Origin of the sequence: Corynebacterium sp. KPL2830 (assembly GCF_040225635.1) — a bacterium.
Lineage (GTDB): Bacteria > Actinomycetota > Actinomycetes > Mycobacteriales > Mycobacteriaceae > Corynebacterium.
In genome coordinates, this window is sequence record NZ_JBEHFR010000012.1 from 46,686 (window position 1) to 73,661 (window position 26,976).

The 26,976-nt window shown below is 58.6% G+C and carries 29 protein-coding genes and 1 rRNA gene; 14 read left to right on the top strand and 16 right to left on the bottom strand.

Translation table 11 applies throughout. The features are described 5' to 3' along the window. Window positions 1–13 precede the first annotated feature (13 nt). Both ABRP87_RS05750 and ABRP87_RS05755 read left to right on the top strand, forming a co-directional pair. Entirely contained in the window at window positions 14–1,063 is a 1,050-nt protein-coding gene (locus ABRP87_RS05750; RefSeq protein ID WP_349868027.1) for a septum formation family protein, read from the top strand. After that, the gene (locus tag ABRP87_RS05755) at window positions 1,064–1,411 is read left to right on the top strand and encodes a metallopeptidase family protein (RefSeq protein ID WP_349868028.1); all 348 of its coding nucleotides are present in this window, start codon (window positions 1,064–1,066) and stop codon (window positions 1,409–1,411) included. Here the strand turns inward: ABRP87_RS05755 and ABRP87_RS05760 are convergent. Continuing rightward, the gene (locus tag ABRP87_RS05760) at window positions 1,408–2,061 is read right to left on the bottom strand and encodes a histidine phosphatase family protein (protein WP_349868029.1); all 654 of its coding nucleotides are present in this window, start codon (window positions 2,059–2,061) and stop codon (window positions 1,408–1,410) included. The genes ABRP87_RS05755 and ABRP87_RS05760 overlap by 4 nt on opposite strands. 9 nt (window positions 2,062–2,070) lie before the next feature. Beyond that, complete coding sequence (pheA, locus tag ABRP87_RS05765; protein WP_349868030.1) at window positions 2,071–2,979, bottom strand: prephenate dehydratase; 909 nt, start codon at window positions 2,977–2,979, stop codon at window positions 2,071–2,073. A gap of 33 nt (window positions 2,980–3,012) precedes the next feature. Here pheA and ABRP87_RS05770 point away from each other — a divergent pair, with 33 nt between their 5' ends. From ABRP87_RS05770 to ABRP87_RS05780, 3 genes are read left to right on the top strand one after another with little or no spacing between them, the layout of a single operon-like run. Beyond that, window positions 3,013–4,149 carry an amidase gene (locus ABRP87_RS05770; RefSeq protein WP_349868031.1) on the top strand — a complete coding sequence of 379 codons (1,137 nt, stop codon included), beginning with the start codon at window positions 3,013–3,015 and terminating at the stop codon, window positions 4,147–4,149. Continuing rightward, window positions 4,146–4,856 (top strand): CPBP family intramembrane glutamic endopeptidase, encoded by a 711-nt coding sequence (locus ABRP87_RS05775; RefSeq protein WP_349868032.1) that lies wholly within the window; start codon window positions 4,146–4,148, stop codon window positions 4,854–4,856. Before ABRP87_RS05770 ends, ABRP87_RS05775 begins: the two co-directional genes overlap by 4 nt. A gap of 59 nt (window positions 4,857–4,915) precedes the next feature. After that, window positions 4,916–6,178, top strand: coding sequence for an LCP family protein (locus tag ABRP87_RS05780; protein ID WP_349868033.1), 1,263 nt, complete (start codon window positions 4,916–4,918; stop codon window positions 6,176–6,178). Window positions 6,179–6,461: 283 nt separating this feature from the next. On the opposite strand, the gene ABRP87_RS05785 is transcribed toward ABRP87_RS05780, so the two are convergent. The 3 genes from ABRP87_RS05785 to ABRP87_RS05795 are packed head-to-tail and all read right to left on the bottom strand — an operon-like array spanning window position 6,462 to window position 9,051. Continuing rightward, on the bottom strand, window positions 6,462–7,382 hold the full coding sequence (locus ABRP87_RS05785) for a DUF5926 family protein (protein WP_349868034.1): 921 nt from the start codon (window positions 7,380–7,382) through the stop codon (window positions 6,462–6,464). A gap of 17 nt (window positions 7,383–7,399) precedes the next feature. Next, the gene (locus ABRP87_RS05790) at window positions 7,400–8,104 is read right to left on the bottom strand and encodes a glycerophosphodiester phosphodiesterase family protein (RefSeq protein WP_239269321.1); all 705 of its coding nucleotides are present in this window, start codon (window positions 8,102–8,104) and stop codon (window positions 7,400–7,402) included. After that, on the bottom strand, window positions 8,104–9,051 hold the full coding sequence (locus ABRP87_RS05795) for an L-lactate dehydrogenase (protein WP_349868035.1): 948 nt from the start codon (window positions 9,049–9,051) through the stop codon (window positions 8,104–8,106). Before ABRP87_RS05795 ends, ABRP87_RS05790 begins: the two co-directional genes overlap by 1 nt. 87 nt (window positions 9,052–9,138) lie before the next feature. Between ABRP87_RS05795 and ABRP87_RS05800 the strand changes: the two genes are divergently transcribed. Then, window positions 9,139–10,881, top strand: coding sequence for an alpha/beta-hydrolase family protein (locus ABRP87_RS05800; protein ID WP_239269323.1), 1,743 nt, complete (start codon window positions 9,139–9,141; stop codon window positions 10,879–10,881). Here ABRP87_RS05800 and msrA read toward each other — a convergent pair. Further along, a complete protein-coding gene (msrA, locus tag ABRP87_RS05805; RefSeq protein WP_239269324.1) occupies window positions 10,878–11,525 on the bottom strand; it encodes a peptide-methionine (S)-S-oxide reductase MsrA in 648 nt (215 codons plus the stop codon). The two genes, ABRP87_RS05800 and msrA, sit on opposite strands and share 4 nt — an antisense overlap. Window positions 11,526–11,689: 164 nt before the next feature. On the opposite strand from msrA, the gene ABRP87_RS05810 reads away from it, so the two are divergent. From ABRP87_RS05810 to ABRP87_RS05820, 3 genes are all read left to right on the top strand, one after another. Continuing rightward, the gene (locus ABRP87_RS05810) at window positions 11,690–12,292 is read left to right on the top strand and encodes a superoxide dismutase (protein ID WP_005279684.1); all 603 of its coding nucleotides are present in this window, start codon (window positions 11,690–11,692) and stop codon (window positions 12,290–12,292) included. Between the two features lie 125 nt (window positions 12,293–12,417). Next, complete coding sequence (locus ABRP87_RS05815; RefSeq protein ID WP_349868036.1) at window positions 12,418–13,569, top strand: MFS transporter; 1,152 nt, start codon at window positions 12,418–12,420, stop codon at window positions 13,567–13,569. 10 nt (window positions 13,570–13,579) lie between these two features. Continuing rightward, window positions 13,580–14,878 carry a copper oxidase gene (locus ABRP87_RS05820; RefSeq protein WP_349868037.1) on the top strand — a complete coding sequence of 433 codons (1,299 nt, stop codon included), beginning with the start codon at window positions 13,580–13,582 and terminating at the stop codon, window positions 14,876–14,878. Here the strand turns inward: ABRP87_RS05820 and ABRP87_RS05825 are convergent. Then, complete coding sequence (locus ABRP87_RS05825) at window positions 14,875–16,308, bottom strand: TM0106 family RecB-like putative nuclease (RefSeq protein WP_349868038.1); 1,434 nt, start codon at window positions 16,306–16,308, stop codon at window positions 14,875–14,877. The genes ABRP87_RS05820 and ABRP87_RS05825 overlap by 4 nt on opposite strands. 68 nt (window positions 16,309–16,376) lie before the next feature. On the opposite strand from ABRP87_RS05825, the gene ABRP87_RS05830 reads away from it, so the two are divergent. Together ABRP87_RS05830 and ABRP87_RS05835 are read left to right on the top strand one after the other, a co-directional pair. Beyond that, the gene (locus tag ABRP87_RS05830) at window positions 16,377–17,009 is read left to right on the top strand and encodes a DUF6474 family protein (protein ID WP_349868039.1); all 633 of its coding nucleotides are present in this window, start codon (window positions 16,377–16,379) and stop codon (window positions 17,007–17,009) included. 193 nt (window positions 17,010–17,202) lie between these two features. Then, complete coding sequence (locus ABRP87_RS05835; protein ID WP_239269329.1) at window positions 17,203–17,514, top strand: histone-like nucleoid-structuring protein Lsr2; 312 nt, start codon at window positions 17,203–17,205, stop codon at window positions 17,512–17,514. Between the two features lie 4 nt (window positions 17,515–17,518). On the opposite strand, the gene ABRP87_RS05840 is transcribed toward ABRP87_RS05835, so the two are convergent. Together ABRP87_RS05840 and ABRP87_RS05845 are read right to left on the bottom strand one after the other, a co-directional pair. Then, window positions 17,519–18,157: a response regulator gene (locus ABRP87_RS05840; RefSeq protein WP_349868040.1), complete on the bottom strand. Its 639-nt coding sequence runs from the start codon at window positions 18,155–18,157 to the stop codon at window positions 17,519–17,521. Window positions 18,158–18,194: 37 nt separating this feature from the next. Then, window positions 18,195–19,358, bottom strand: a complete 1,164-nt coding sequence (locus ABRP87_RS05845) for a sensor histidine kinase (protein WP_349868041.1) — start codon at window positions 19,356–19,358, stop codon at window positions 18,195–18,197. Between ABRP87_RS05845 and ABRP87_RS05850 the strand changes: the two genes are divergently transcribed. Then, on the top strand, window positions 19,357–19,887 hold the full coding sequence (locus tag ABRP87_RS05850; protein WP_239269332.1) for a DUF2020 domain-containing protein: 531 nt from the start codon (window positions 19,357–19,359) through the stop codon (window positions 19,885–19,887). The genes ABRP87_RS05845 and ABRP87_RS05850 overlap by 2 nt on opposite strands. On the opposite strand, the gene ABRP87_RS05855 is transcribed toward ABRP87_RS05850, so the two are convergent. After that, the gene (locus ABRP87_RS05855) at window positions 19,884–20,036 is read right to left on the bottom strand and encodes a hypothetical protein (RefSeq protein WP_239269333.1); all 153 of its coding nucleotides are present in this window, start codon (window positions 20,034–20,036) and stop codon (window positions 19,884–19,886) included. The genes ABRP87_RS05850 and ABRP87_RS05855 overlap by 4 nt on opposite strands. Beyond that, window positions 20,036–20,698 (bottom strand): class E sortase, encoded by a 663-nt coding sequence (locus ABRP87_RS05860; RefSeq protein WP_284849696.1) that lies wholly within the window; start codon window positions 20,696–20,698, stop codon window positions 20,036–20,038. Before ABRP87_RS05860 ends, ABRP87_RS05855 begins: the two co-directional genes overlap by 1 nt. A 35-nt stretch (window positions 20,699–20,733) precedes the next feature. On the opposite strand from ABRP87_RS05860, the gene yidC reads away from it, so the two are divergent. Continuing rightward, entirely contained in the window at window positions 20,734–21,678 is a 945-nt protein-coding gene (yidC, locus tag ABRP87_RS05865) for a membrane protein insertase YidC (protein WP_349868042.1), read from the top strand. Here yidC and ABRP87_RS05870 read toward each other — a convergent pair. The 4 genes from ABRP87_RS05870 to ABRP87_RS05885 form a co-directional block, all read right to left on the bottom strand. Further along, on the bottom strand, window positions 21,635–22,243 hold the full coding sequence (locus ABRP87_RS05870) for a TetR/AcrR family transcriptional regulator (protein WP_005279669.1): 609 nt from the start codon (window positions 22,241–22,243) through the stop codon (window positions 21,635–21,637). The genes yidC and ABRP87_RS05870 overlap by 44 nt on opposite strands. A 78-nt stretch (window positions 22,244–22,321) precedes the next feature. Further along, window positions 22,322–22,573: a GlsB/YeaQ/YmgE family stress response membrane protein gene (locus ABRP87_RS05875; RefSeq protein WP_239269337.1), complete on the bottom strand. Its 252-nt coding sequence runs from the start codon at window positions 22,571–22,573 to the stop codon at window positions 22,322–22,324. 175 nt (window positions 22,574–22,748) lie between these two features. Next, window positions 22,749–23,648 (bottom strand): universal stress protein, encoded by a 900-nt coding sequence (locus ABRP87_RS05880; RefSeq protein ID WP_349868043.1) that lies wholly within the window; start codon window positions 23,646–23,648, stop codon window positions 22,749–22,751. A 47-nt stretch (window positions 23,649–23,695) separates the two neighbouring features. After that, complete coding sequence (locus tag ABRP87_RS05885) at window positions 23,696–23,833, bottom strand: hypothetical protein (RefSeq protein ID WP_349868044.1); 138 nt, start codon at window positions 23,831–23,833, stop codon at window positions 23,696–23,698. Between ABRP87_RS05885 and ABRP87_RS05890 the strand changes: the two genes are divergently transcribed. Beyond that, a complete protein-coding gene (locus ABRP87_RS05890) occupies window positions 23,769–24,815 on the top strand; it encodes a pseudouridine synthase (RefSeq protein WP_502879285.1) in 1,047 nt (348 codons plus the stop codon). The two genes, ABRP87_RS05885 and ABRP87_RS05890, sit on opposite strands and share 65 nt — an antisense overlap. A 1,865-nt stretch (window positions 24,816–26,680) precedes the next feature. Here the strand turns inward: ABRP87_RS05890 and rrf are convergent. Then, window positions 26,681–26,798 (bottom strand): 5S ribosomal RNA (gene rrf / locus ABRP87_RS05895). Window positions 26,799–26,976 lie beyond the last annotated feature (178 nt).

Below are 26,976 nucleotides of genomic sequence, written 5' to 3' on the forward strand. Positions count from 1 at the left end.
AAGGGGTAAGATAATGGGCCTTATGAAGAAATCACCTGCGTGGCGTTCCGCTGTGGCCGTCCAGATTGCCTTGATCTCAGCAATCGCGGCGGCCGTTTTCATGGGTATCTACGGCATTGTCAGCAACCACGGCTCCAACGGGGCCGATAATACGGCCTCTTCCGAGCAGTCCGCTGAGGGCGGTGCGGGTGGCTCGGGATCCTCCGATCCGAAGACGGAGCCTTTTACCTCCGCTTCCGCTGGGTCCTGCGTGACGTGGGATATCAACGAGGATGGCTCTGCCGCTTCCTTCAAAGAGGTGGAATGCTCGGAGCAGCACCGCTTTGAGGTCTCTACCGTGGAGGATCTCAGCGTCTACCCCACCAGCGAATTCGGCCCAGATGCCTCGCGGCCCGCGCTTACCCGCCAGCACCAGCTGCGCGATGAGCTCTGCGAATCCGCCACAGTGAGCTACCTGCACAGCAAGTGGGATCCGCACGGCAAATACGATATTGCCTCCATTTTGCCGCCGGAATCCGCGTGGGATAACGGTGACCGCACCCTGCTGTGCGGCCTACAGACCACCGATGATCACGGCGTGCCGCAATTGACCACCGGCAACGTCGAGGCCTCCGAGCAGGCCAATCTGGCTAAGCCGGGCGAGTGCTTGGCCATCGATGATCAGCAGGTACCGCACGTCGTGGACTGCGGCCAGCCACACCAGCTGGAGACGGTATCCGTCATCGACTTGGGCAAGAAATTCCCCGACGCGTACCCGGACGGCAAGGAGATGGATAAATTCCTCTCGGATACCTGCACGGCCGCCGCTGAGGATTACTTGGGCGGGGAAGAGCAGCTCTACCAATCCACGCTGCAACCGTTCTGGGGCACCGTATCGGAAGAGTCCTGGAATGGTGGCACCAAGTCCGTGAACTGCTCGCTCGTCCACGCCCGCGATGATGGCGGCTTCTCCTCCATCACTGGTACCGCCACCGGTGGCCGCCAGGCGCTCTCCATCGATGGCAACCCGCCGGAAGAGCGCCCTGAGCGCAACCCGATTCGCGATAATAAGCCGGCGCCGTAAATGTATTCCGTCTCGCAAGAGCGCTTCGAGGAGATGGTCAATGACGCCCTCGATCAGGTGCCCGATGAATTCGTGCGCAAGATGCGCAACCTGGTGATCCTGGTGGAAGAGGAAAACCCCGATAATCCCACCTTGCTGGGACTCTATGAGGGCGTCGCTTTGCCTCGGCGCACATTTGACCACACCGGGTATTTGCCCGATGCGATCTTCATCTATCGCAGCACGCTGCAGCGCTGGGCCACGTCAGAAGAAGACCTGGCCGAACAGGTCAAGGTCACGGTCTTCCACGAGCTAGGCCATTACTTTGGCATGGAAGAACACGAACTGCACCAGCTGGGCTGGGGTTAGAGCTCAATATCGGCCCAGCGGGTAAGCGTCCACTCGCCAAATTTCTTGCCGCGCGGTTCCATGACGGTAAAGCGGCAATTGGGCATATAACCGGTATAGGCAAAGTCCGCATCCGCGCCGGTGGCGTGCTTGGTCACCACCCGGATGGCGGCGCCGTGGCTGACGAGGATGACATCGCGGTCATCGGCAAGCTGCGCCGCAATCTCTTCCAGCGCGGGCTGGAAACGCGAAAGCACGTCGTGGAGCCGCTCGCCGCCTTCCATGGCGGCCTGGCTATCGCCGTAGCACCAGCCGCGCATGGCCGTATCGTGGCTGCGGTGGGCGGCCTCGCTGGCATCGAGCTCCCAATCGCCGGCGAAAATCTCCTGCACATTCGGGATGACATCGATGGGAATGGAAAAGCGCGGCAGGTTCCGCTCCTGTTCAAAAGCGCGCGCCGCCAAGGTGGCGGTCTGCTGCGCCCGCAGCGCAATCGAGCACTTGAATTCGACCTCGCGATCGCCCACAAACCCCGCTAGTTCCCGGCCCACCTCCGTGGCCTGGTTGCGCCCCAGATCCGTAAGCTCCGCGCCCGGCGGCCGGGTATCAAGCAGCCGGGAGACGTTGGAATGGGTTTGGCCATGGCGCAGCAGGATGATTCTTCCAGTCATGCGTCCAGATTATTGACCCCTGCGCGCCCTCGCCACCCAGGCATCCGCCTCAGCCAAGTCCCGCGGTGGATGGCCGGCGGGCGTCGCGGTGGGCCAAGAGCCCAAAAAGCGCAGTTCCTCCGCCCGCAACCACACCGCGCGCAGGGCCTCAGCAACCGGCTGGTCATCGATATGCCCAATCAAGTCCACATAGAAGCGGTAGGTGCCAAAGGTCTGGCGCGTCGGCCGCGACTCGATCCGGGAGAGATCCACCCCGCGATGGGCAAAGTCTTGTAAGGCCCCCACCAGGGTTCCCGGTTGGTTGGGCAAGGTGAAAATGACGCTGGTGCGATCCTGGCCGGTGCGCGCGGTCGGGCGCCCCGGCAGGCCCACCAGTACAAAGCGGGTGGCCGCTCCCTGCACGTCGGCCACGCCGCTCGCCCTGGTTTCTAGGCCGAAGATTTCTGCCGCCCGCGCTGGTGCCGCCGCCGCGTCGACCTCGCCGCGCGCTACGGCCTGCGCCGCCGCCGCATTCGAGCTAGCCGGCACGAATTCCACGCCCGCCGCGTTCTCCGTTATCCAGCCACGGATTTGTTGGAAGGCCACCGGGTGCGTGCTCAGGCGCGCGATGTCTTTCGTTCCCGGGCGGGTCATGATGCTGAAGGTAACGGGGATATCTACCTCGCGGTAAATCTGTACGGGATCGCCTTCTACCAGTGCATCAAAGGTCGTCGTCACCGCACCATCCACGGAATTTTCGATGGCGACGCAGGCATAATCGGCCTGCCCGGCGCGCACGGCCGCCACCGCCGCTGATGGCGAGTCCACCGGCAGGGTCTCCACGGTCTTCCCGCGCGCTTCCCACTCGGCGGCGAATTTGTGCACGGCGGCCTCCGTGAACGTACCGGCGGGGCCTAAGAAAGCGATGGTTGTAGTCATGCCCGTCACCTTAGCCCACTAGACTGGTGCGCCATGGACTTTTCCATAGAACGACTGCGCGCGGATGTGCAGGGCATGGGCCCCGCAGAGCACGGTTTTACCTACCTGGATCTGCCGCGCGCGGCTACCCGCACCGGACGGCTGCGCGGGTGGGTCCTATCTGCAAAGGATCTCAACGATGTCGCGGGCATGCCCACCACTTTGGGCAATGCCAAGCGCACGTACTATCCCGCGGTCAGCGAGCCGTTCATCGCGACATTGGAAAAGCAGGGCGCGATATTCATTGGCAAGTCCTCCACCCCGGAGTTGGGCTTGCGCGTCGATACCGAGCCGGTGGATCTTCCCCACCCCGATAATCCCCTTTATCCAGGACGCACCCCGGGCGGTTCTTCTGGCGGCGCGGCCGTCCAGGTAGCCCGCGGCCTCGTGCGCGCGGCGCAGGCCAGCGATGGCGGCGGTTCCATTCGCGTTCCCGCGGCGGCCTGCGGGGTCGTGGGCTTTAAGCCTGCGGGCAGCAACCTGGGCGCGGAGGGTTTCATCACCCGCACCGTGGCCGATAATGCCTTTCTGCGCGGCCACCGCATGATCACCCCGCGCGCCCGCATTGGGCTGTTGCTTGAGCCCCTATTTGCCGCGACTCGGGTAGAGTCCCACCACCTGCGGGCGGCACGCGAGGCCGCGGATCGTCTGCGCGCTGCGGGGTTCGAGGTCGTCCCCATTGCGCCTTATCCGCAGGCAGGGGCCACGTTTGCGCATTTCCGCGAGATCTTTACCTCCCGGTTTGTGGGGCTGCCGCAGGCAGAGGGCTACGCGGCTTGGGTGGCCCAGCAAGGCGCTACCGTATCCGCCGCCGAGCTGAGCGCGGCGCAGCGCCATGTCCGCCACCTCCCGGAGCTTCTTGCGCAGCAGTGGCGGGTCGATGCCATTATCACGCCCATGCTCACCGCGGATCCCCCGCCGCGGGGGCATTTCCTGTCCCTTCCGCACGCGGAGAATTTCGACGCCCAAACGCGCTGGTCCCCGTGGGCTTCGCTGTTTAATATGGCCCAATTGCCCGCCATCTCCGTTCCTTGGGCCATCCCCGCGCACCCGCCCGTCGGCGTGCATGTGGGAGGCATTACGCTTTCCGATGCCCAACTTTTAGGCCTCGCCCACATCCTACACCCATGACCAAGAAACTACGCGCCGAGCTGCTCATCGTCCTCACCCTGACCTTTGGTATTTCCGGGGTCAGGGCGGTGTTGCGGCTGATCAATTCGCTGGCTGCTCCGCAGGCGCTCAATGAGCAATCCGTCACGCTCAACTCCAGCCAATCCAGCCTGGCGTGGGTGGATTTGGGCCTGCAATTGTGCTCGGCGGCGGTCCTTTTTGCCTATGGTGCGCTGGTGATTTTCCTGCTGGCACAAGACCACATTAAACCGGCCGCCTACCGCGCCTCTGATTGGTTGCACGGCGCGGGACTTGCCGCGCTCATCGGCATCCCGGGCCTAGTTTTGTATTTCGTCGCAGTGCAGTTTGGCTGGAGCAAAGAGGTCATCCCCGGTGACTTCGATAATGCGTGGTTAGAGATTCCGGTCTCCCTCATCAAGGCCGCCGCCAATGCCTTTGCGGAAGAGACCGTGGTGGTCATGTGGCTAATGACCAGGCTGCGCCAAGCGCGCTGGACGCTGCCGGCCGCCTTGGCGGCAAGCTCCATTCTGCGCGGTTCATATCACCTGTACCAGGGGGTATCGGCCGGCTTTGGCAATATCATCATGGGCGTAATCTACGGCTACTACTATCACCGCACCGGCCGGGTGTGGCCACTTGTCATCGCGCACTTTCTTATCGATGCGATCGCTTTCCTCGGCTATTCCTTCGGCCTTTCCGTACTTTAAGTGTGGCGTGCTCGCGAGGAAAACGGGGGAATTGGCCGGCGCCTTGTAAGGTATAGCGCATGACTGAATCAGGACGAGATCCGCATCGGGAGGCGCGCCGCGCTGGCGATAGCTCATCCAGTGAGTTCGTCCTTGGGGCCGATGGCCGTCCCCTCAAGGACCGCTACGGTCGGCCCATCCGCCGCCGGCCGCGCACGAATCGTGCCGAGCCGCAGCAGCACATCCCGCGCCAGGAAACCCCTACCCGCTACCCCAGCCAGTACCGGGCCCAGCAGCGTTCCGCGCAGCAGCCACCACAGCGGCCACCACGGCGATCGCAGCCGCAATCGCCGCAGCAGCTGCAACAGCGCTACCAGCCACAACAAGCGCAGCAACCGCCTCGCCGCCACTCTAAGCCGCACAGCCGCCGGAAAAAGACCAATCCGGTCAAGCGGTTCTTTGGGTGCGCCGGCATCTTTGTCCTCGTCGTCGTGGTCTGCAGCCTCATCTTCGCACTGTGGGCCGATACTCGCCTGACCCGCGTGGATGCCCTCCCGGATGAGCAGGTGGCCAATACCTCCGGCACCAATTGGCTGTTGGTGGGATCCGATTCCCGCCAGGGCCTATCCGAAGAAGACCAACAAGCCCTCGGCACCGGTGGCGATGTGGGCGAGGGACGCACCGATACCATCATGCTCTTGCATATCCCGCGCTCCGGCCAAGCCCAGCTGGTCTCCATTCCGCGCGATAGCTACGTGGAAGTACCCGGCTTCGGCATGGATAAGATCAACGCCGCCTTTGCCTACGGCGGGCCAAAGCTCTTAGCACAAACCGTGGAGGGCAATACTGGCCTGCACATTGACCACTATGCCGAAATCGGCATGGGTGGTTTGGCCAATGTGGTCGATTCCGTCGGTGGCGTTGATATCTGCGTGGCAGAGCCCATCAATGACCCCCTGGCGGGCATCGATCTGCAAGAAGGCTGCCAGAAGCTTGAGGGCGGCGATGCGCTGGGTTATGTGCGCACCCGCGCCACCGCGATGGGCGACCTCGACCGCGTGCAGCGCCAGCGCGAATTCTTCGCGGCGCTGCTAGATAAGATCACCTCCCCGGCCACGCTGATTAACCCCTTCCGGTCGATTTCCCTGATTAACCACACCGCCTCCTCCTTCATCGTGGGCGATGGCGACCACGTATGGCACCTGGCCCGCGTGGCGCTTGCGATGGGCTCCGGCGTGGACACGGAAACCGTTCCCATTGGCGGGTTCCAGGACACCGTCGTGGGCAATGTCGTGCTCTGGGACGATGAAGGTGCCCAACAACTCTGGGACTCCATGAAATAGGCCTGAACTCAATCTTCGTATCGAAAAAACGTTATTGAGAAACTAACAAGTGTGGTTGCTATGAAGAATTCAGGGTAAATTCTCCATTCCACAGGATCCATAGAAAGCATCCTAATTATGCCAAGCATGAAGGCTATTGCGCTGGCGGCTGCGAAAGCCCAGGCTATGCACCGCGGCCCTGAGTTTTTCTTGTTCATGCCTTAACCCATCCTAGCTAGATTGCGAAGAAAGCGGCCCTTTCCTCCTCGTTTTATAGGGAAAGGGCCGCTTTGATGTGGTGCGTTTAGCGCAACGTCACCTGGCGGGACTTGATGTTTTCTAGCTGCTTGCGCTCTTCTGCGTTCAATTGCGCATCATTGGAGATTTCTTCTTCCAAGGCCTTATCTACGCCCGCGAGCTTGTCCTCATAAGAGGAGCAATCAACCTCGGGCTGCACGTCAAAGACGGGAGCGATGAGGCCGTGGGTGCGGAATACTCCGGCGAACTTGGTGTCCTCGCCCAAGTTCAGCTCGCCGCGCGCGGCGACTCGCGCCAGGGCATTGAGGAACGCGGCCTCATCGTCGTTCGGGCGCACCCAGCGCACGTGCGCTTTGCCGCCGCCGGCATTGGCCCAAAAGGCGGTGCCGGTAATGTTGTTGCCCACCTGGTGGGATTCGATAACCGAATCATTGGCGGCGCGCATGGACTGCGATACCTCAGGGGTGACCTGCGCGCCTTCCGGAATCCACCAACTGAAGTCCTGGTGGACTTCGATGTCGAGGGTGGTTGCGGCATCGATAAGCTCACTAAGCGCCGGCTGCGAGCCATCGGCCGCGGTCGATTCCAAGGTAGAGCCTGGCTCGTTGTTCTTGACCCAGTTCAGGGCGAAGGCCAGATCCCGGCCAGGGTTGTGGGTGTGGGACTGCACCTGGAGTGCCACAAAAGCATCGCCGCCGAATTCCTCATCGCGGATCAGCGCCGCGGTGGCGCCCGGGAGGACGGTGGAGACGTAGACGTTCCTATCGCAGCCCTTCACGTCGAGCTTCGCAAAAGCAGAAGGCACGAACTCTTGCATGGCAACAAGGGAGGCCTCCGCTGCGAGGCCGCTATAGGGGCGCGGGTCTTTTTCCAAGGCGGCGCGCTCTTTGGCGCGGGCAGCAAGCTTCGCCTGACGGCGGGACATGCCCTCAGGCAGGTCTTCTTGTTTCTTTTTCTTCTTGGCCATGCCTCCAAGATACCTGCCTACAGCTCAATAGCGCGCAGGGCCACCTCCGGCTGATTGGTGGCAAGCATGTCCACGCCATTGGACCAGGCCCACTTCATGTCCTCCGGCTTATCAACGGTCCACATATACGTGGGCAAGCCCTGCGCGCCGATAATGGCCGCCTGCATCTTGGCGCGCAGCAGGGAAACCCCCAGGGCGCTCGGCCGCGACCACATGAAATCCGAGCGATTAAAATGGCGTTCCCAGTCTCGGCGCAGGTAAATGCGGTCAATATGCGGTGCCAAAATCTTCATGCGCCGGATGGCTTTGTGGGAAAAGGAAATAACGTGAATGCGCGGATCCTCATCGAGCCCGGCGGCGCGCAGTCGTTCCATGACCCGCTTTTCCAAGGCGCTACCTTGCCCGGAGGGGTGCTTGGTTTCAATATAAAGGTGGTGGGGCTTGTCCCCCAGCATGGCCAGGAGGTCATCGAGAAGCATCATGCGCTGCCCCTTGCCGATGTCGACCTCGCTCAGCTCCTGCCAGTCCATCGCCGAAACCCGCCCGGCGCGCCCCGTCGTTCGCTCCAAGGTGGGATCGTGCTGGACCACCACCTTGCCATCGCGGCTTAACCGCACATCGCACTCCACGCCATGGATGGGAAGCTCCATGGCCTTTTCAAAAGCTAAGGGGGATAGCTCCGGATATTTTCCGGAATATCCCCTATGCGCGACGATGTGCACTAGCCGAAGAACTTCTCTTTGATGTCATTGAGCGTCTTTGCAGAAGCGTCGAAGCGTTCCTTTTCGTGCTCGTTGAGCTGCAGCTCTACCGGCCGAACGATGCCGGTGCGGTTCACGATGGCCGCGGTACCGATGTAGAGGTCTTCCACGCCGTACTCGCCCTGCAGGTAGGCCGAGACGGGAAGCGCCACGTCCTGGTTTTGGATGATCGCGGCGGTAATGCGCGCCAGCCCCATGCCGATGCCGTAGGAGGTCGACCCCTTTGCATCGATAATGGAGTAGGCGGCGTCGCGGGTTTCTTCAAAGATCTTTTCAATGCGCTCGGCGTATTCCGGATCCTTTTCCAGCTTCTGCGAAAGCGGGACACCGGCGACATTCGCGGTGGAGACGGCGGGCAGCTCAGAATCGCCGTGCTCACCAATGATGTAGGCGTGCACGGACTTCGGGGCCACGCCCTCCAATTCACCCAGCATGTAGCGGAAGCGCGCGGAGTCCAGAATCGTACCGGAGCCGATGACCCGCTTGTGGTCAAAGCCGGAGGCCTTCCATACTGCATACGTCAGGATATCGACCGGGTTGGTGGCGACCAAGAAAATGCCGTCGAAGTCATTAGCGATGACATCTCCGACGATGCTGTTCATGATCTTGACGTTCTTATCCACCAAGTCAAGGCGGGTTTCGCCGGGCTTTTGGGCGGCGCCGGCGCAGATGACGACCATGTCAGCGTCCGCACAATCTTCGTAGGTGCCCTTGGTGACGCGGGTACGCTGTGGCGACCAGACCACACCGTGGTTGAGGTCCATGACATTGCCTTCCAGCTTCCGCTCATCGATGTCGATGATGGCCAGGTGGTCGACGATGCTCTGGTTGACAAGTGCGTAGGCGTAAGCGACTCCCACGTCACCCGCGCCAATGAGAACGACTTTATTTCCTACATGATTTGCCATGACCCCATTGTGCAACGCCGGGCGGGGTTTTGCATGCGGAATGTTTCACACTGCGCAACGAGGCATGTTCTGGGATAATGGGCAACCATGAAACGCGCCTTCAGCCGCGCTGCACTAATTTCTCTTGGCGTAGTCGCGGATCTCACGCCCGTCGTCCGCATGACCAGCCGGCAGACGTTGCCGCCCCATATGTCGGCCGGAATCTTAGGCGCAGAGCTGGCCACGTGGGCCGCGGTATCGCCGTCCTTGCTGCCCCGCCCGTGGTGGGTGACGGCAGCGAATGTATCTATCGGCCAGGCCATCGGGCACCTCGGGGCGGCCACGACGAGTTTCGTGCTCAACCGGCTGGGCAAGCGTCCCCAAGACCGCTTGGGCCCGCAGCACCGCCAGATTTTGCACTTAGCGATTGGCGCCGGCACCGCCTTCAACGCGGCGCTCTCACTGCGCAACCAGGAAAAGCAGGCGGGTTTGGTCAATAAGCAATTGGTTCGCGGTCCGGCTACCGCGGCCATCGGCCTAGCCGCCGGCACCGCCGGATACGGCGCGCTGCTCTTGGTGGGCGAGGCCGCACAACTGACCGTGACCAAACTATCGCGCCAATTGGGCCGCTGGGTTCCAGCACTCGTGGCCTGGCCGGTCGTTACCGCAGGCCTAACGGTGGCCGCGGTGGGGCTATCGGACCGCGTGGTATTCCGGCGCTGGATCCGTTCGCTCTCCCACAAGGCCCAGCGCCTGAATAAACAAATCTTTCCCGGCACGTCGATGCCCTGGGAGCCGGAGCGCTCCGGCAGCCCGTGGTCACTTGAACCTTGGTCCGCGCTGGGGCAACAGGGGCGGCGGTTTGTCTCCAACGGCCCGCGCGCCCGCGATATTCGCAGCATCACCGGCGCTCCCGCCAAAGAACCCATCCGCATTTATGCCGGCTATATCCCAGGGCGTTCTTTTGCCCAGGCGGCGAAGAAGGTGCGCTCAGAATTGCAGCGCACCGGTGCGCTGCGCCGGGATACCATCGTCATTCAGATGCCCGCGGGATCCGGGTGGATCAATAACTGGGGCGCGAGCTCCTATGAGTTTTTGACCGCCGGTGATTGCGTCACCGTCACCATGCAGTATTCCTACCTGCCCTCGGTTTTTGCCTACCTCGTGGATAAAAACGCGCCCAAGCGCGCCGCCGCGGAGCTCATTTCCGTGGTCCAAGAAGAAATTGACAAGCTCCCGGAAGAAGACCGCCCGCGGCTCTACCTTGCGGGGGAATCCCTGGGTGCCTACGCCATTATGGATAACTTCCAGAACAAGGAAGAACTCCTGGCCGCCTGCAGCGGCGCGGTCTTTTCTGGCCCACCGCGGATGACGCACTTTACCCAGCGCCTGCGCCGCGATATCGGCTCGCTCGAGCGGCTCCCCGTCATCGATGACGGGCAACACGTCCGCTTTGTTGCCCAACCGGAACACTCGCGCCACGATGCCTTTGGCAACGATTTTCCTTCCAGCTGGCGCCGACCTCGCGTGCTCATCGCCCAGCATGCCTCCGATGCCATCGTGTGGTGGGACCTGAACCTGATGTTCCGGCGTCCCACCTGGATGCACGAACCCCAACCGGAGACACTCCGGGCGGATACGCTCCGCCACCTGCGCTGGGCGCCGTTTATTACTTGGTGGCAGATTGGCCTGGACCAGATCAACTCCCTGAACGTCCCAGGTGGCCACGGGCATAACTACTTTCAGGAAATGCTCTGGTACTGGGACGAGGTCCTAGGCTCCCAATCGCGCCTGAACCTCACTTCAAAGTTAGCCGGCAAAATCGCCGGATTTATCCGGCTCGACGCCTAATCGCACTTCACACCGGTGCTGTGGTGCGGGCAGTATCCGTTCGGCACCTTGTGCAGGTACTGCTGGTGCTCGTCTTCGGCCAAGTAGTACTCGCCAGAGTCCGTATCAGCTAAGCGCTTTACTTCCGTCGTGGTTTCCCCAAAACCAAATTCTTTGAGCTTATCCGCGTAGCTATCCACGATTGCTTGGATCTCTTCCCGCTCTTCTTCGGTGCGGGGATAAAACGCGGAGCGGTACTGCGTGCCCACGTCATTTCCTTGGCGGAAGCCCTGCGTCGGATCGTGGGCTTCCAGTGCCTTCACCACGAGCTCGCGCAAGGAGATCTTCTCCGGGTTATAGGTGACCTCGACGGTTTCTGCATGGTTGGTTTGCCCGCGGCAGACCTCATAATACGTGGGATTCGGAGTCGTGCCACCGGCGTAGCCAACCGAGGTGGACTCGACGCCATCGGTCTCCCAAAACATCTTCTCCGCGCCCCAGAAACAGCCCAGGGCAATCAAGATCGATTTCTGGCCGTCCTTCCACGGACCGGTAATTGGGGTATTTAGCACCGCGTGCGGGGCTGGGTCCAAGACCGGCTCGCTGCGGCCCGGCAAGGCATCTTCCGCAGCCACCATCTTCGGCTCTGGTTTAAACATCCACATCAGGTAAAGCTCCTTTCTCCATTTCCCTTAATAACGTTGTACTGGGAAAATAGATTCCCGGGCCACTAAATATTCGCTGTAATTGCAGATTTCAAATTAATCATGGCGAAATCTTTCGATCGTGCCTATCATCGGGACACGTACCCGAAGAAAGGATTACACAAATGGCTGTTTACGAACTTCCTGACCTCCCATACGCATACGACGCACTGGAGCCACACATCTCCGCAGAGATTATGGAGCTCCACCACGACAAGCACCACGCAACCTACGTGAAGGGTGCTAACGCTGCCCTCGAGGCACTGGAAGAAGAGCGCAACGGCGAGGCTAACCCAGACCGTATCCGCGCCCTGTCCAAGAACTTGGCATTCAACCTGGGTGGCCACACCAACCACTCCATCTTCTGGAAGAACCTGTCCCCGAACGGTGGCGGCCAGCCCACCGGCGAGCTGGCAGAGGCTATCGACCGCGACTTCGGTTCCTTCGAGAAGTTCCAGGCACACTTCGCTGGTGCCGCTACCTCCCTGCAGGGTTCTGGCTGGGCAGTGCTGGGTTACGACCACATCGCTGACCGCCTGATCATCGAGCAGCTCACCGACCAGCAGGGCAACGTTTCCGTTGACTTCACCCCGCTGCTCATGCTCGATATGTGGGAGCACGCTTACTACCTGCAGTACAAGAACGTGAAGGGCGACTACGTCAAGGCCGCTTGGAACGTCTTCAACTGGGACGACGTTGCAGAGCGTTTCGCTGCAGCTAAGAAGTAACTTCTAACTTAGTTACTTTCCGCCGCCTTTCCTTACTGGAAGGGCGGCATTTTTATGCTTGCACTAACCCCATCAAGGGTGTGGCGCAATTTACACCGCCGCCCGTGAAGAGAATGCTGGTATGCATGACCAGAAACCGGCGCGCCACCATCGCCATGCTCCTGTTGGGCTTGGCGGTGTTTTCTAGCCTCTATACCACCCAAGCAATTTTGCCCACGTTGGTAACGGATATGGGCATCTCGCACACGGAGGCGGCCATGACCGTTTCGGCCGCCACCGGCGCGTTAGCCATCTGTGTGGTTCCGGCGTCCATTCTTTCTGAGCGCTATGGGCGCGGGCGCATCCTCCTCATTTCCGCCATCGCCGCCACTATCTTGGGCCTCATGGTGCCCCTGGCCCAAGAGGGCTGGCAGCTCATTGCCCTGCGCGGGCTGCAGGGCGCGATGTTGTCTGGAGCACCGGCGACGGCGATGGCCTGGTTATCGGAAGAGCTCGAGGATCACGCTTTGCCTAAGGCGATGGGCCTTTATATCGCCGGCAATTCCGTGGGCGGGCTCACCGGCCGCATCATTCCCGCGGGCCTCGTGGAGTTTTCCTCGTGGCGCTGGGCTCTGCTCGGCTCCGCCGTGGTCTCCCTAGCCTTTGCCATTACCTGCTGGCTCCTCCTGCCCGCCCAGCGAAATTTTCACCCCAAGCCAATTCACTTCCACTCCGAGCTGAGCGCGGTCTTTGGGCACTGGGCAAATAAGGATCTCGCCACGCTATTTATCGTTGCCTTTTTATCCATGGGCACGTTCGTGTCCATGTATAACTTCCTCACCTTCCGCCTAACCGGGGATTTTGGCCTGTCCCCGGCGCTAGCTGGTTTTGCCTTCCTGTTTTATCTCTCTGGCACGTGGTCCTCGGCCCGGGCGGGCACGCTGGTCGCCCGCATTGGGCACGGTAAAACCATGGTCGGTTCTGCCGCGCTCTTTACCGTGGGCATTATCCTCTGCGCCGGCAACCTGGTCATGACGCTTATCGGCATGGTGTGCCTGACCGTTGGTTTCTTCGCGGTGCACTCCACCGCGTCTGGCTGGGTGGGGCAACTGGCCACCCACGACCGCGCCGAGGCGTCCTCGATGTACGTTTTCTGCTATTACCTGGGCTCTTCCATCGTGGGCGCCTTAGCAGGCGTGCTTTTCGATGCCCTCACCTGGCACCAATTCATCGCCTGCTTCACCGCCTTTGCGCTCGCTCTCACGGCATTGACTTGGACCAAGGTTAAATCCGACTAAACTCGGTTTTATGCCTCAAGATAAGTGGTCGAGCCGCACCTGGCACCGCAAAGCCTCACGCCCCGTGTCCATCTGGATGATGGTCTTCATCGTGGTGGGCGCAGCGCACATATTCGTGCCCAACTATCGCTGGGTACTAATCCACCTCTTCACGTTGGGCCTAGTCACCAACAGCATCCTGGTGTGGTCGCAGCACCTGACTGAAAAATTCGTGCAACAAAAATTGCCGGATTCCGCCCGCCCCAAGCAGCTCGCGCGCATCTATATCCTCAATATCGGCATCATCATCGCCGTGGCGGGCCAAATCCTCGTGCAGTTCTGGGATCATCACTGGATACTGACCCAGATCGGTGCCACGCTTATCGCGCTCACCGTTTTATGGCACGCGGTGTCCTTGTTTACCCAGTGGCGAACAGCTAAGGATAAGCGCTTCCGCCCAGTTGTCGGCGCCTATGTGCTGTCCGCGCTGTGCCTGCCGGTAGGTGCGGTCTTCGGCGCAATCCTGTCCATTCACCCGGGCGATCCGCAGTTGCTCTTAGCCCATATCGCCGCCAATATCGGCGGTTTCATCGGCCTTGCCGCGGCAGGTTCTTTGACCATCCTCTTTCCCACCATCTGGCGCACGCAGGGCACCAATGAACGCATGTCCTCCTCGTTCCTACTGCTTACTCTGGGCGTGGTGGCAACGATCATTGGCGCATTTTTGAACTTCCCGCAGCTCGGGCTGATTATCTATTGCATCGGCTGGATCCTAAGCCTGCAGCAGTGGCTTGGCAATGTCATCGACGTCGCCCGCGCACCGCGCGATCGCGTTAACTTTGCCTCCGTTTCGGTGCTGATGGCCGCACTCTGGCTGGTGCTATCCCTGGCGTACTACACCACGCAGCACTTCCTCGTTGCGGAACCAGGGCTTCCCACGCTCGGCCTCGTCGTGGGTTTTGCGGCGCAGCTGCTCATCGGAGTCATGAGCTATCTTCTTCCCACCACCATGGGCGGTGGCCCCGGCGCGGTCCGCGCGGGACTGCAAGAGCTGGATCGGTGGGGCCTGTTGCGCGCCACATTCGTCAATGGCGGCCTGCTTATCTGGATAGGCACGGATATCTCCGTGCTCAAGGTAGTGGCCTCGCTGCTATGCATTGGCTCTTTGGCGGTCTACCCCATATTCATCGCCCGCGCGGTCAAGGCCCAAAAGCAGGTGCTAATGAAAAAGGCGGAAGGTCCCGAGCCAAAGACCATCGCGGACTGGAACCAAATCTATATCGGCCTTGGCATCCTGCTGTTCATATACATTTTTATTGCCGCGCTCTAGAGCTCCGGGATTCCCGGCGCGCCGTCGCTCATCCACTCGCGCACTATCCGTGTGGCGTGGACATCCCCGGCGTTATAGTCCAAGAGGCGCTGCCGGACGCTCATATCGCCCGCTAGGGCCTCCCGGCGAGCGTTCACGGATTCCTCGCCATCAAAGTCCTCGTCCGGCCACCGGAATCCCGCCACTGGGGCCACCACTTTGAGCCCCAGCCCAAAGGGCCCCGCGAAGGATCTCCTCACGTAGGCAAACATATCCACCCACTCTGGGGAAGAGATAAAGTCTTCTACTTCCCGTTCATCCACATCCCGGAAGCGCTGCGCGGAGCGGCGCATCCAGTGATTCTCACCGTGGGCGGAATAGCAATAAGCGGCAAAGGTCTTGCCCTCTGCATGCGCCGTATCGCGCAGCCGCATCAACCACCGCCAAAATTCGGCGAAGTTCTCCGCCTCAGCGCGCCCGCCCAGCGGCTCCCACGTCACGAAGGGGTGGTACTCGCCTTCGAACCACGCACCCCACAGGTAGGCACCCTGGTCCATGTAGGCTTCCATGTCCACATCCACCTCGACATCCGCCCGCGGCACCGAAGTATCCCCGCGGCGCAACAGCGTCTGCCCAGAGCGCCACGCGGCCGCGAGACGGGAGGGCTCGCCCACATTGGCATCGATAAGCGCCTGCACCGTGGTAATCCCGCGCTCGCGGAAGGGGCGGGCGCGATCGCCCGGTAAGAAAAGGGAAATATCGTCCGCCGCCACCAGTTCTTGCTCGCACAGGGGCCAGAACCTGCAACTCGCGCATTCTTTGACCCGCACCGGTGCGGTGGGAAGCGGCTTATCCCAGGCGCGCTGCACGTCAAACTTCGCCGTCTCCGTGAAAAAAGCCTGCTGGCGGTCCTGACCAATGGCACCGCCCCGCCCGGAGTTCAGGCCCATGTCCTCTAAGGCCTCGGCGGCAAGCGCCAAACGATAGCCATCGACGGCATGGTGGCGGGCCTTGTACGGAACCTCCATGGGCTCGCTCAACCCAAGGCGGTGGGTGGGCACGGCAAGCGTGGTTTTCTTTGGGTGCTTGCGCGCGACGCGGTGGTTGCTCACAATAATGGGGGTATAGGAGCCCGCCTCCCGCAGCAGCAATTCCACATGCACTTTCCACTTTTCGGTGGCAAAGACCGCATTAGTGATGTGGGTATAGCCGGAGGCCAGGGCCTCCAGCGTTGCCATGGCGCGTTCCCAATCATCGCCTTCTAGATCGATGCGCCGGAAACGGCCAGGGGCTTTGCGCGGGAATAATTCCATCACCGCGTCTACGGCGGCGCTGTGGCGCTCGGCGCGAGCGATCGAGGATCGGGTGCGCGGAATCTCCGGGTGCGCGCGCCGCTGCACCAAGCGATAGCGGCACCCAACGAGATCCGAAGCTACAACGACATCCTCCACACCGGGTGAGCTTAATAGAACAGCAAGGTAATGTTGAATCCAGACTCGATCAAACGTAAGGGAAAATTATGAGTATCCTCAAGAAATTGAAAAAGGCTCGCCAAGAAGCGCGCGCGCAGGCCAAGGCGGCGAAGGCGCGCGCCAAGGCTGAAGTAAAGGCCCAGTCGAAGGATCGCCGCCGTCAACAAAAGCTCCTTGCCAAGCAAGAAAAGCACCTCGTCAAGGCCGAAGAAAAGGGCCTTAAAAAGCGCCGTAAACACGAACAGAAAATGGCGGAAAAAGAACTGGAAAAGTTGCGCGAGGGCCACTTTAATGCCGGCAAGGTCAAGCGCTATGCCGGCGCACTGCGCACCGCCGCCCCGCTTTTGCTTCCCCTCGTTTATCGCGCATTCGTGGGCCTTAAGTCCGAAAAAGAAAAGCGCAAGGCTCACAAGGCGGGCGTAAGTTCGGCAGAAATGGCCTCCTTTTCGGGTTACGGCGCGCCGCTCAAGGCCCGCACCGCCGGCATCCGTAATTCCCTCAAGGATGTAGATCTGCCCGCCGGCTTCAAGCGGGACGTGCGCGAGCGCCTCGAGGAGGTTGATTCCGCGATCGATAACGCCGAATTCATGACGGAGCAGCAGCGTCGCCGTGCACATAAGACCATTAGCGGAGAGATCGATTCCGTTACTGCGGAGATTCAACAGCGCCTCGGCGCTTAATTTCTCCTTTTCTTTCCACCAGTCGCCGTTCACCTTTCTTTAAGGTAGCGGCGATATTTTTATACGTAAGCGCCAATAAGTAAATTTTTATTGTCTATTAATTTCTACACTGGTAGAATTGAATTAAAGTTAATTCAGATTCCAAATTCCAGTATTAGTCCAACATATCTACGCAATAAACCATGGAGGCACTATGGCACGCCGCGAAATCACGCAATTTTATGATGACCTTGATAATAAACTCATTGGTGAGGATGAATTAGAAGTAGTCCGCTTCAGCGTCAACGGGCGCAGCTACATCATGGATCTATCCCGCGACAATGCTCGCCGCTTCCATGAGGCAATCGCTCCCTTTGTCGAGGCCGCACATGCCGCCCCCGATGCCGAGTCCCCACAGGTCGATCCCCGCAAGGTCCGCGAGTGGGCGAAAAAGCAGGGCCATGACGTAGCGCGCCGCGGCAAAATCCCCCAGGATATTATCGACGCCTACAACTCCGCCCACTAGACGCTTAGAGCACGCCCTGTTCCCTGGCGGCCGCCACCGCAGAGGTACGCGAGCGCACACCCAATTTGTCATAAATGTGCACCAGGTGGGATTTCACCGTGGCCTCAGAAAGCATGAGGTCTTGACCGATCTGCCGATTCGAGGCCCCCTCCGCCACCAGTTGCAAAACCTCTAGCTCGCGCGGGGTCAATGAGGTGCGGGGCGTGCGGACTCGGGTCATGAGGCGGTCTGCCACGATGGGCGAAAGTGCCGAGTCCCCCTCCGCCGTGGAATGGACGGCATCCAAAAGCTCCTGCGGTGGGGCGTCTTTTAGGAGGTAGCCCACCGCGCCTGCCTCGATGGCGCCGAGGATATCCGCATCGGTGTCATAATTGGTGATGACCAGCACCTTGGGCGGCGTGCTCATGGTGGAGCGAATCTGCGCGGTAGCTTCGACGCCACCCATAACGCGCGTTCCTTCCAGGCCCGCCCCGAAGCGCAGGTCCATGAGGATGACATCGATACCGCCTGCTTGTGCCGCAGACACCGCTGCCTCCGCCGTCGCTACCTCGCCCACTACGTCGATATCTTCTGCACCTTCGAGCACCGAACGCAGCCCCAGCCGCACAATCTCGTGGTCATCTGCCAAAAGGACCCGAATCACGACATCCCTCCTATCGATGTTTTTCTCATCCAAAAGTTTAATCTACCGCCTTATCAAAGGGCATACTAACTGACACAGCCGTGCCCTCCCCCGGCGCGGATTCTATGACCACCTCGCCGCCCAGCTCCTGCGCGCGGCGCCGCATAGCAGATAGGCCAATATGCCCCAAGCCCGCCGGCGCGCTTTCCACCGTCGCGGGCTCAAAACCCTGCCCATTATCCACCACATCCACGCGCACCTCGTCGGTCTCATAGGTGACGGTGATCCGGGCGCGGCTAGCATGGGCATGCTTGACGATGTTCCCCACCGCCCCCTGTGCAATCCGCAATAGCGCCGCCTCCATTTTCATCGGCAGCTGTTGCTCAGCCCCCTCGCTTTCGACCTCCACCTGGAACCCCGCCGTAACGGCGAAGTTTTCCGCCATGCGCGTCAGCGCCGCCTCAAGGGATGTCTCCGTTAGAGTGGGCGGCTGCAGCGCCGCAATCATGGCACGGGCCTCATGCAGGTTATCCGCGGCGGCCCGCCGCGCTAGCTCAATGCGCCGGCGGGCGGCAGCAATGTCTTCCTTATCAAGATCCCGGTCGGCGGAGTGCAGGAGCATCTGAATCGATGACAACCCCTGGGCCAAGGTGTCATGAATCTCGTGGGCGATGCGCTGGCGCTCTGCCACCATGCCGGCGTCCCGCTCCGTGGCCGCCAACTGCGTACGGGTTTCTACTAGCTCCCGGTTCATGCGCGAAAGGGTGCGAAACGCATACGTAATCGCCACGGTTACCAGTGCCGAGACCGCCGGACCCATCACCCCGCCAAAGGTCAGGCCTCCCGGTATCTGCACCACGATGGTGAGCACGGTAGCGCCAATCACGCATAGGATACCCGCAGTCATATCCAGCACGGTCAGGTACAAAAAGTACATGACGAATACCAGGTAGATGGCAGCGGGAGCCACGAATAGATCCGCGCCCCATAACACCGTGAGGATGCTTATCCACAGGTAGCGCATAGGCCGCGGCCACTGCTCCGCATAGATCGATCCCGCAAAGTAGACGGCCGCGAACCCCACCAATAGCAATAGGTTGATAAGGGACTGGGACAGCGGCATTTTCACCGACGTAAAAATACCCACCACCAGCAGGACCGCCGTTAAGAAGTGGATACCGGTGCGTAGCGCATCGGTATCCCGATCTAGTGTGGAGCTCATGCGCAAAAGCCTACTTGTCCTTCTCACACTGACCGGAATAGGGATCGCGGGATGCCAGACCGAGCAAGCAGACCAAGCCGAACCGGGAGACGAGGTGGCATCGGAAAGCGCCGCCATCAACGTGGAACAGACCGCAGAGGTCAACGAGTGGAGCGATTGTCCTTATATCGACCCCGGCTGGTTAGAAAATACCAATGGTGAGCGCCTTACCAAGCAGGGCATCGACACGCGCTTTCCCACCCCCGCGTGCGTCTTCTGGTCCTATCAGGACCACCCGCAAGCTACCGTCATCGTGCGCGATATGCCCACCGTAGAAGACGCCCGCGCCGCGGTGGATTGGGCAGCGCCAATCGATGCCACCGAGCCCGCCTCCTTTGCAGGCTGGGAAGGCGGACGGGGCATCATCAATGAGCAGGCCGTCTATGCTGTGCAAAAGGACACCCACGCGGTGCTGGTGTGGAGCAATCAGCAACAGACCTTCAAGTCCGAGCAGATTGCCCAGGAAGCCATTGCCAATTTAGGGCTTTAAACCGCGACGTCGTTATAGGGCATCATCGGCGACACCCAGGGGAATACGACCTCCATGAGGAGGAAGAACACTCCCACCACAATGGCGATGGCGAGTAGCGCCTTCACTGGCTTCGGCCCTGGCAATAGATTCCACAAAGCGCGATACATTACTTAGCTTCCTTTCCAACTTCCATCGCGTGCACGATCATGCGCTCGGCGTTGGAAAATTGTGGGTGACAGGTGGTCAGAGTCAGCATTCCCTGCGTGGGATCCGCTTCAGTTCCCGGCACGGGGTCGATCACTGAGACATCGCCAGGCGTGGTGATGTGCCTGCCGGCAACATGGCTATATTCATCAGGTACCTCATCGAAGCAATCCGCATGCTCGCCATCGATGGGCAGCACCTTGTAGGTAATCTTTTCCGTTTGGGTTTCGATGATGATGTCATCGCAGGTGTGCAAAGAACCCAAATCATTAAATGGGGCACCCTTGCCCACGCGGTGCCCAGCCACCGCAAAATTTCCCGTCTCACCTGGCATTTGTGTGTCCTCATAGTGGCCCGGGCCGCGTAAAAGATCATCGTCGTCCGTGCCTTGGATGATGGCAAAGTGATAATCCGAGCCAAAGGCCGGGATGTACATCTGTGCGAAGGCATCTCCCAAATCTGGGTTCATTTTCTCCCGGGGATTGCGCCACTGCTCTTCTAATTTTGCATTAGCTTCATCTTGTAAGCGCCCTGATTCCACATTCGTCCAATAGGCTTCATAGAATGCAAATAGAACTAAAACCAAACCAATGGTTAGCATGAGTTCGCCCAGAACTTTTGTCATGTTCTAAACCATACTTCCTCACCGAAAGGAAAACCATGTTCGAGTTCTTCATGTACCCGGTTTCCGGAATCATGAAATTCTGGCATTGGCTGATCAGCGGCTTCGTTGATGAATCCGCTGCGTGGCTTGTCTCCATTTTCCTTTTGGTGCTCACCGTGAGGGGCATCGTCATCCCCCTCAACTGGATGTCGCTGCGCTCCGCACGCATCGGCGTTCTCATGCGGCCGGAGAATAACGATATCTCCAAGGAAATGAACCAGGCCAGCACCAAAGAGGAAATGGCTGCGCTCATTAAAAATCAGCAGGACCTCATGAAGAGCTATAACTACAAACCTGCTGCTGGCTGCATCCCACCGCTCATCATGATTCCGGTTTTCATTGGTTTGTACCAAGTGATCCTTCGGATGTCGAAGATCGATCAGGACTCAAAGACCGTCGGCATGCTCAATGCTGACGACGTCGCCGCCTTTCGTGAAACCATTTTCTACGGCGCCCCGATCACTGATTTCGCCCGCGAACACGGCGATCTCCTCAATCCCGTCCTTATTGCGGCCATCGTCTTTACCATGGCGAATTCCATCATCGCCCTCATCCGCAGCTTCCGCACCACGCAGTTCGATCTCAAACTGAACCGCCGCATATTCATTTTCATGGGCATCTTGCTCATCATCGTGCCCTTTTTCCTCTGGCACCTGGCTCATAATGGCCCCATTCCCGTCGCAATCATTATTTATTGGGGCTGTGCATATTGGATCACCCTCATTCAGACGATCATCTTCGAAATCATGCTGCGCGAGTTCTACCCGCTTACAGATGAAGTGAATGCGATGCGTCGCGAGAGCCTGCAAAATTGGCGGAATAAAGAAAAACAACCCGCTCTTTCCAAGGAGGAGAAAAAGCGGGTCAACCGGCTGCGCATTGAGGCACGCAAGTACCTTAAATCGAATAATCAGCAGGAGGAGCCGAAAGCATCTGAGTAGCCAGCTCGCGGGCCGTATATAGGGGCCCGGCTTCCTTGGTCAGGCGGGCTCCGGCAAGACCGCCATCGAGGAAAATTAAGAGCTGGCTTGCTTGGGAGGCCGAAGGATAGCCGTTGCGCTCCGTCAACAGAGCCGTCAGGGTGGAATGCACCCAATTGCGATGCTGCATGCAAGCCGCGACGATGCCACGCTCCGAATCCGTTTCAGGCCGTGGGTACTCGCCCGCTGCATTCAAGAAGTGCGAACCGCGGAATCCTTCTTCCGGCTCTTCCTCAATGACCTTGTCAAAAAAGGCCAAAATCTTCTGGTCCGGATCCTGCATGGCAGCCGTCCGCTGCTCCCAGTCTTGGCGGAACTGCTCGTCCAAAGATTCTACGTAGGCAATGACCAAGGCATCCTTGGAGCCAAACAAAGAATATAGGGATGCCTTGGCCACATCCGCTTCGCGCAAGATTCGGTCAATACCGATGACGCGAATGCCCTCAGTTTTAAAGAGCTTTGTTGCAGATTCCAGCAATCGACTCCGCGGGCTGGGGCGATTGCGGCGCGACTTCTTCTCTGCCATGGATTCCTCTCTACAACGACAAAACCGGTTCATCTACACTTTATAGACAAACCGGTATGTACGCTAATTATATGCGGACTATTGCTTCACTTTGTCCACAATCCACAGCAAAAGGCAAGCGCCCGCGGTGGCCGCAACGATGGAGAAGATCCAACCACCGCTAGCCTCAATATTCAGTAGCTGGATGATGATGCCACCGATGAGGCCGCCGACAACACCCACCACTAGGTTGGTGAATAGCCCGTGGTCACGCTTCATAATCTTCTCTGCCAGCCAACCGGCAATGATACCAACAATGATTGAAGTAAATAGACCCAAACCTAGTCCCATGATTTCCTCCTAATATAAACCTATCGAATACCACCCAGTTTAAACCCCTGTGACTCAAGTGGCGATAACAAATGCGATACATTTGTATAGCAAAGTGGCTTTAAAACACCAGAAGCGCTCCACCCCGACCTAAAAGCCGGGAGAAGAGCGCTGGGAAGTCAGGCTAGTGAAAAATTTAGCCTTCGTCGTCTGGACGTACCACCATCATCGGGCACGGTGCAGACTGCAGCAATGCGCGGGAGGTAGAGCCAAGGACCATACCCTTGAACCCACCACGGCCGTGGGAACCAACGACGAGAAGCTGCGCGCCCTCGGCAGCCTCCGTCAGCGCGCGGACGGGGCGGTCACGGGTGATCTGCTTCTTCACCTCAACATCTGGGAACTCTTCGTGCGGTTCCTTCAGGTTTTCTTCCAGTACCTCGGTCTGCTCCTTTTCAATTTCTGCCCACTCAGATTGAGCTGCAGAAAGGCCAGCGAGGGATGCCTGGATTTGCATATCCATCCAGGTGTGCACGGCTACTAGGGCCGCGCCGCGAGCCTGGGCCTCGCGGAAAGCATAGGAGGTGGCCTTCTGAGAGACCTCGGAACCGTCCACACCAACGACAACTGGGCCGTACTTGGTGGAATCGGTGACATTATTATCTTCACGAACCACCACTACCGGGCAAACGGCGTGGGAAACAACCGCGGCGGAAACAGAGCCCATGACCATGCCGGACAGGCCACCCATGCCGCGCGAACCCATCACGACCATGGTGACGTCATGAGACATCTCCAAGAGCATGTCGATGGGGGAGCCCTCTGCGATGGTGTGCCCAATCTTGAGCTCTGGGGCGACCTCGTGAGCGATTGCACGAGCTTCCTCGATCTTTTCTAGGGTCTCATCCTGCAAGTCATCGTAGAGATCCTTCGGCGGGACCATACCTTCTGCATACAGGAACTGCGGTATGGTGTAGCTCGATGCGATGCGCAGGGGGATTTCCCTCTTCATCGCCGTATTTGCTGCCCAACGGACGGCGTTCTTTGAGGCGTCAGAGCCGTCGACGGCGACGACTACAATGTCTTCCTTAGCCATGATCTTTCCTTTCGGTGGTTATAACTTAATTATAGTACGGATTAGGCTTAATGGTTGACAGTTGCAGGATCAGAATTGGACGGAGAGAAAATTTCGAGGAGCATTCGGAATACGTCCCTCATCACCGCGCCAATTCCGTCATCGAAAAAGGCCAGCACCTGGTCCGCGAGAGAATTAATATCCATGTCAAACACACTAATACATCACAAAAAAGGATTCAGCCCTTTGCCTATTAAAAATGGGCTCAACCCTACGCGCGTACGTACGCCGGAGGAAGGTCTCAGCACCTGGGATTTTCTCAGCGAAGTCATATCCTCCCAGCGTCATCGCCACCCCAATGATGATGCACAGGCACTGTATGACCGATTCACCGCGGGCGAGGTAGTCCTGCGCGATCAAACTCCCCTAAAGCCAGGTAGCGTGCTCGGCAAAGATGTTGATGTTTTCTTCTACCGCATACCCGCCCCAGAAACACCCGTGCCCTATGACATCCCCATCATCTATGAAGATGACAACATTCTGGTAGCCGATAAGCCCCCATTCATGGCCACCATGCCGCGCGCCCGCCACATCGTCGAAACCGCCACCGTTCGCCTCCGCCGCTCCACCGGAAACAACGAATTAGTGCCGGCTCACCGCCTCGACCGGCTCACATCGGGCTTGCTTCTTTTTACCAAGCGCAAAGAGGCCCGCGGCGCCTACCAGTCCCTCTTTGCAGAAAAGAAAGTCCACAAGACCTACCAGGCAGTCGCGGAATTCCGCCGCTTGCCGACGCCCCTCCAATGGTCCTCCCACCTAACTAAAACGCCTGGTGAAATCCAAGGACGAATAGCAGATGGTGAACCAAATGCTTTCACAACACTAGAATCGGTAGAACCCATTGATAAGGCCCCTTACGAAAAAGTTCACGGTTCACTAGCTGACCTCGGCATTTACACCCTCAAACCACAGACTGGGAAGACCCATCAATTGCGGCTGCACATGTGGCAGGCGGGCATACCGATCCTCGGCGATCCTGTCTACCCTACAATTTTCCCTGAGGAATCTGAAGACATGTCCGTTCCCATGCACTTAACAGCAACGGACTTAGAATTCACGGATCCACTCAGCGGAAAGCCGCGTCATTTCATCTCAGGCCTTCCATTGGCCACGCACAACCTGCTTTAGTCTCCCGGCACCTTCGACCGCTATTCTTCTCGCCTCGTGTCATCAAAATTCAGATCACTAAAGTCGAGCGATTGTTCTCCGGAGTCGTCCGGAGCGCTATACCCCCTCTGGGGAGAGAAAACCCCATTGCCATTCTCAACAGGTTTCATGTTCCTATCGCATATCAGAACAACGACACCGCAGACGATCATCGCAGTCGATGCTGACAGTACCAAGATAAGCCCGGTCCCCATCTCGACCGAGAACAACCTTCCATCAACGTCTCCTAAATTCGCAGTAAAGCCTTGCCACCCATGATCAGCGGCCCAGAAAGAAGCTACGGCCGCCACGAGCGTAGGAGCACCGCGCCATCTGGCTCCCCGCAGCCCGCTCAGATCATTGCCGACCAAGCTATAAGCAATCGCGAGGGATCCGAGGTACAAGTTGATAATGCCCTGCGTTTGCCGCGCAGTGTAGGAAAAGGAACCATAGCCCCCTAAGTCGACCCTCCCCAGGTTTGGAAGTAGCCGACAATTAAAAATAAGCTGCAAATGCCAGAAATAATGAAGCAAAGTCGGACCAAACCAGGCAGCTTAACACCATTATTTGGTTCAGGGCTCAACCTCTCCTGTTTGGTCCGACCCGAGCCGCCATCTTGGCGCCCATAGGCAAACTGTCCTGCGCCATAGTCCCCTCGCGCATAGTGCTCGCTTCTTTCTGGCATATCTTGGGGATCACCTAGGTCAGAGCTGTCTTTCGCCATGACTCTCCTAACGGCCTATAAATTATCCGCCATACTTTTGCAAGACAAACTACAGAAGTATTTGAACACGATAATAAACGAACTTCCGCAATAATGGCGTGGCCTAGCTATGATTTCTTTTGAAGAAGTGCCGAGTCTGGGTTGGGCCTGACCGAAGAAAGCACGCGCTGTGGAGCCGAACGCATGCTGGATAAAACATGCAGAAGTCCAACCGATAGCACACGCCCCAATGCGGAACTGTTGATTGTTTGAACACAAACAGTTGGACGAAAAGCCAGCCACGGTGCCGTCGCCGATTAATACATCACTAACGATGCCAAGCACCAAAGAAGTGCCCTTCTTGGAGCACTCTGGCACTCGATACTGAAAACGTGGAACCTACCAGTTTTTATCAATCAGCTGTCCGTGGCAGCCTTCATTTCAGCTGGCCAGACCGTCACTGCTTTGTACGTGTTGTAAACACACGCTACGAACACAACAATATTTCCAAAAATGAGCCACCGCGGTGCATCGTTCGGTAGAACGACTAAAAGAACAGCACTGACGACGCAAAGAGTAGCAATGTTGGTACCCAACGCAATGACCAGCATTCTCCGCCCGAGGCTCATTTCTGTTCTCCTAATTTTCTCTCGCTCGTCTATCCGTACCAAGCAATGGATAAATTGATAAAGCCAAAACCGGTTAAGCTAGGGCGCTATGCTCTCACAGACCCAACCGAACCTGCGAGGGAGCCGTCCGGAAAACACATCCACGGCCATCCATCCCCGCTACCGTGTCCCGAGAAGCATTCCCCATTAAGCCCTAAGCCAACACCCTGGCCGGCAAAGTCCTTAGTAGAGGTTTTAGCCCCTCATGTCCAGCACACCGCAGCTTTGGCACCAAGGCCTAAAATAACATGGCTAGCTCCAGACATCGCTATTTTTAGAAATTGCTTCGCTGATCGCGAAGTCAAAATGAACATGCTTTCCCGCGAACACGAGGACCATCCCCAATCCTGTACCCATTAAAAGACCTTAACCTCATAAAACTCAAGGGATCACGAAGAGGGGCAAGCACACCGTTGGAATCGGTGTCCTTGCCCCTTTTCGGTACGAACTTTATTTTGTTGTTGTTTGTTGTTTGGTGTCGGCGGTGACTTACTCTCCCACAACCTCCCGGTTGCAGTACCATCAGCGTGTACAGGCTTAGCTTCCGGGTTCGGAATGGGACCGGGCGTTTCCCTGCAGCTATGAACCACCGACAAACCTAAAAGAACACTACCCACCACTGCGTGTGTGGTGTTGTGTCAGATACTGCATAGTGGACGCGACACACAAGAATGTGTACTTTGTTTGTTTACTCGCTTCACAAGTCCACCCAACAATCCAACCTCAAACCACATAGTGTTTTGGGGGTTGTTGTGGTGTGTTTGTCTTGGTC

Excerpts from the sequence above, each read along its gene's own strand:
- ABRP87_RS05820 (WP_349868037.1), top strand. The coding sequence starts at position 13,580 with ATGCCTCAAGATAAGTGGTCGAGCCGCACCTGGCACCGCAAAGCCTCA.
- ABRP87_RS05880 (WP_349868043.1), bottom strand. The coding sequence starts at position 23,648 with ATGGCTAAGGAAGACATTGTAGTCGTCGCCGTCGACGGCTCTGACGCC.
- ABRP87_RS05770 (WP_349868031.1), top strand. The coding sequence starts at position 3,013 with ATGGACTTTTCCATAGAACGACTGCGCGCGGATGTGCAGGGCATGGGC.
- ABRP87_RS05885 (WP_349868044.1), bottom strand. The coding sequence starts at position 23,833 with ATGGATATTAATTCTCTCGCGGACCAGGTGCTGGCCTTTTTCGATGAC.
- ABRP87_RS05755 (WP_349868028.1), top strand. The coding sequence starts at position 1,064 with ATGTATTCCGTCTCGCAAGAGCGCTTCGAGGAGATGGTCAATGACGCC.
- ABRP87_RS05750 (WP_349868027.1), top strand. The coding sequence starts at position 14 with ATGGGCCTTATGAAGAAATCACCTGCGTGGCGTTCCGCTGTGGCCGTC.
- ABRP87_RS05875 (WP_239269337.1), bottom strand. The coding sequence starts at position 22,573 with ATGGGACTAGGTTTGGGTCTATTTACTTCAATCATTGTTGGTATCATT.
- ABRP87_RS05830 (WP_349868039.1), top strand. The coding sequence starts at position 16,377 with ATGAGTATCCTCAAGAAATTGAAAAAGGCTCGCCAAGAAGCGCGCGCG.
- ABRP87_RS05845 (WP_349868041.1), bottom strand. The coding sequence starts at position 19,358 with ATGAGCTCCACACTAGATCGGGATACCGATGCGCTACGCACCGGTATC.
- ABRP87_RS05800 (WP_239269323.1), top strand. The coding sequence starts at position 9,139 with ATGAAACGCGCCTTCAGCCGCGCTGCACTAATTTCTCTTGGCGTAGTC.
- ABRP87_RS05760 (WP_349868029.1), bottom strand. The coding sequence starts at position 2,061 with ATGACTGGAAGAATCATCCTGCTGCGCCATGGCCAAACCCATTCCAAC.
- ABRP87_RS05810 (WP_005279684.1), top strand. The coding sequence starts at position 11,690 with ATGGCTGTTTACGAACTTCCTGACCTCCCATACGCATACGACGCACTG.
- ABRP87_RS05785 (WP_349868034.1), bottom strand. The coding sequence starts at position 7,382 with ATGGCCAAGAAGAAAAAGAAACAAGAAGACCTGCCTGAGGGCATGTCC.
- ABRP87_RS05775 (WP_349868032.1), top strand. The coding sequence starts at position 4,146 with ATGACCAAGAAACTACGCGCCGAGCTGCTCATCGTCCTCACCCTGACC.
- ABRP87_RS05870 (WP_005279669.1), bottom strand. The coding sequence starts at position 22,243 with ATGGCAGAGAAGAAGTCGCGCCGCAATCGCCCCAGCCCGCGGAGTCGA.
- ABRP87_RS05855 (WP_239269333.1), bottom strand. The coding sequence starts at position 20,036 with ATGTATCGCGCTTTGTGGAATCTATTGCCAGGGCCGAAGCCAGTGAAG.
- ABRP87_RS05780 (WP_349868033.1), top strand. The coding sequence starts at position 4,916 with ATGACTGAATCAGGACGAGATCCGCATCGGGAGGCGCGCCGCGCTGGC.
- yidC (WP_349868042.1), top strand. The coding sequence starts at position 20,734 with ATGTTCGAGTTCTTCATGTACCCGGTTTCCGGAATCATGAAATTCTGG.
- ABRP87_RS05795 (WP_349868035.1), bottom strand. The coding sequence starts at position 9,051 with ATGGCAAATCATGTAGGAAATAAAGTCGTTCTCATTGGCGCGGGTGAC.
- ABRP87_RS05835 (WP_239269329.1), top strand. The coding sequence starts at position 17,203 with ATGGCACGCCGCGAAATCACGCAATTTTATGATGACCTTGATAATAAA.
- ABRP87_RS05860 (WP_284849696.1), bottom strand. The coding sequence starts at position 20,698 with ATGACAAAAGTTCTGGGCGAACTCATGCTAACCATTGGTTTGGTTTTA.
- msrA (WP_239269324.1), bottom strand. The coding sequence starts at position 11,525 with ATGTGGATGTTTAAACCAGAGCCGAAGATGGTGGCTGCGGAAGATGCC.
- ABRP87_RS05850 (WP_239269332.1), top strand. The coding sequence starts at position 19,357 with ATGCGCAAAAGCCTACTTGTCCTTCTCACACTGACCGGAATAGGGATC.
- pheA (WP_349868030.1), bottom strand. The coding sequence starts at position 2,979 with ATGACTACAACCATCGCTTTCTTAGGCCCCGCCGGTACGTTCACGGAG.
- ABRP87_RS05815 (WP_349868036.1), top strand. The coding sequence starts at position 12,418 with ATGACCAGAAACCGGCGCGCCACCATCGCCATGCTCCTGTTGGGCTTG.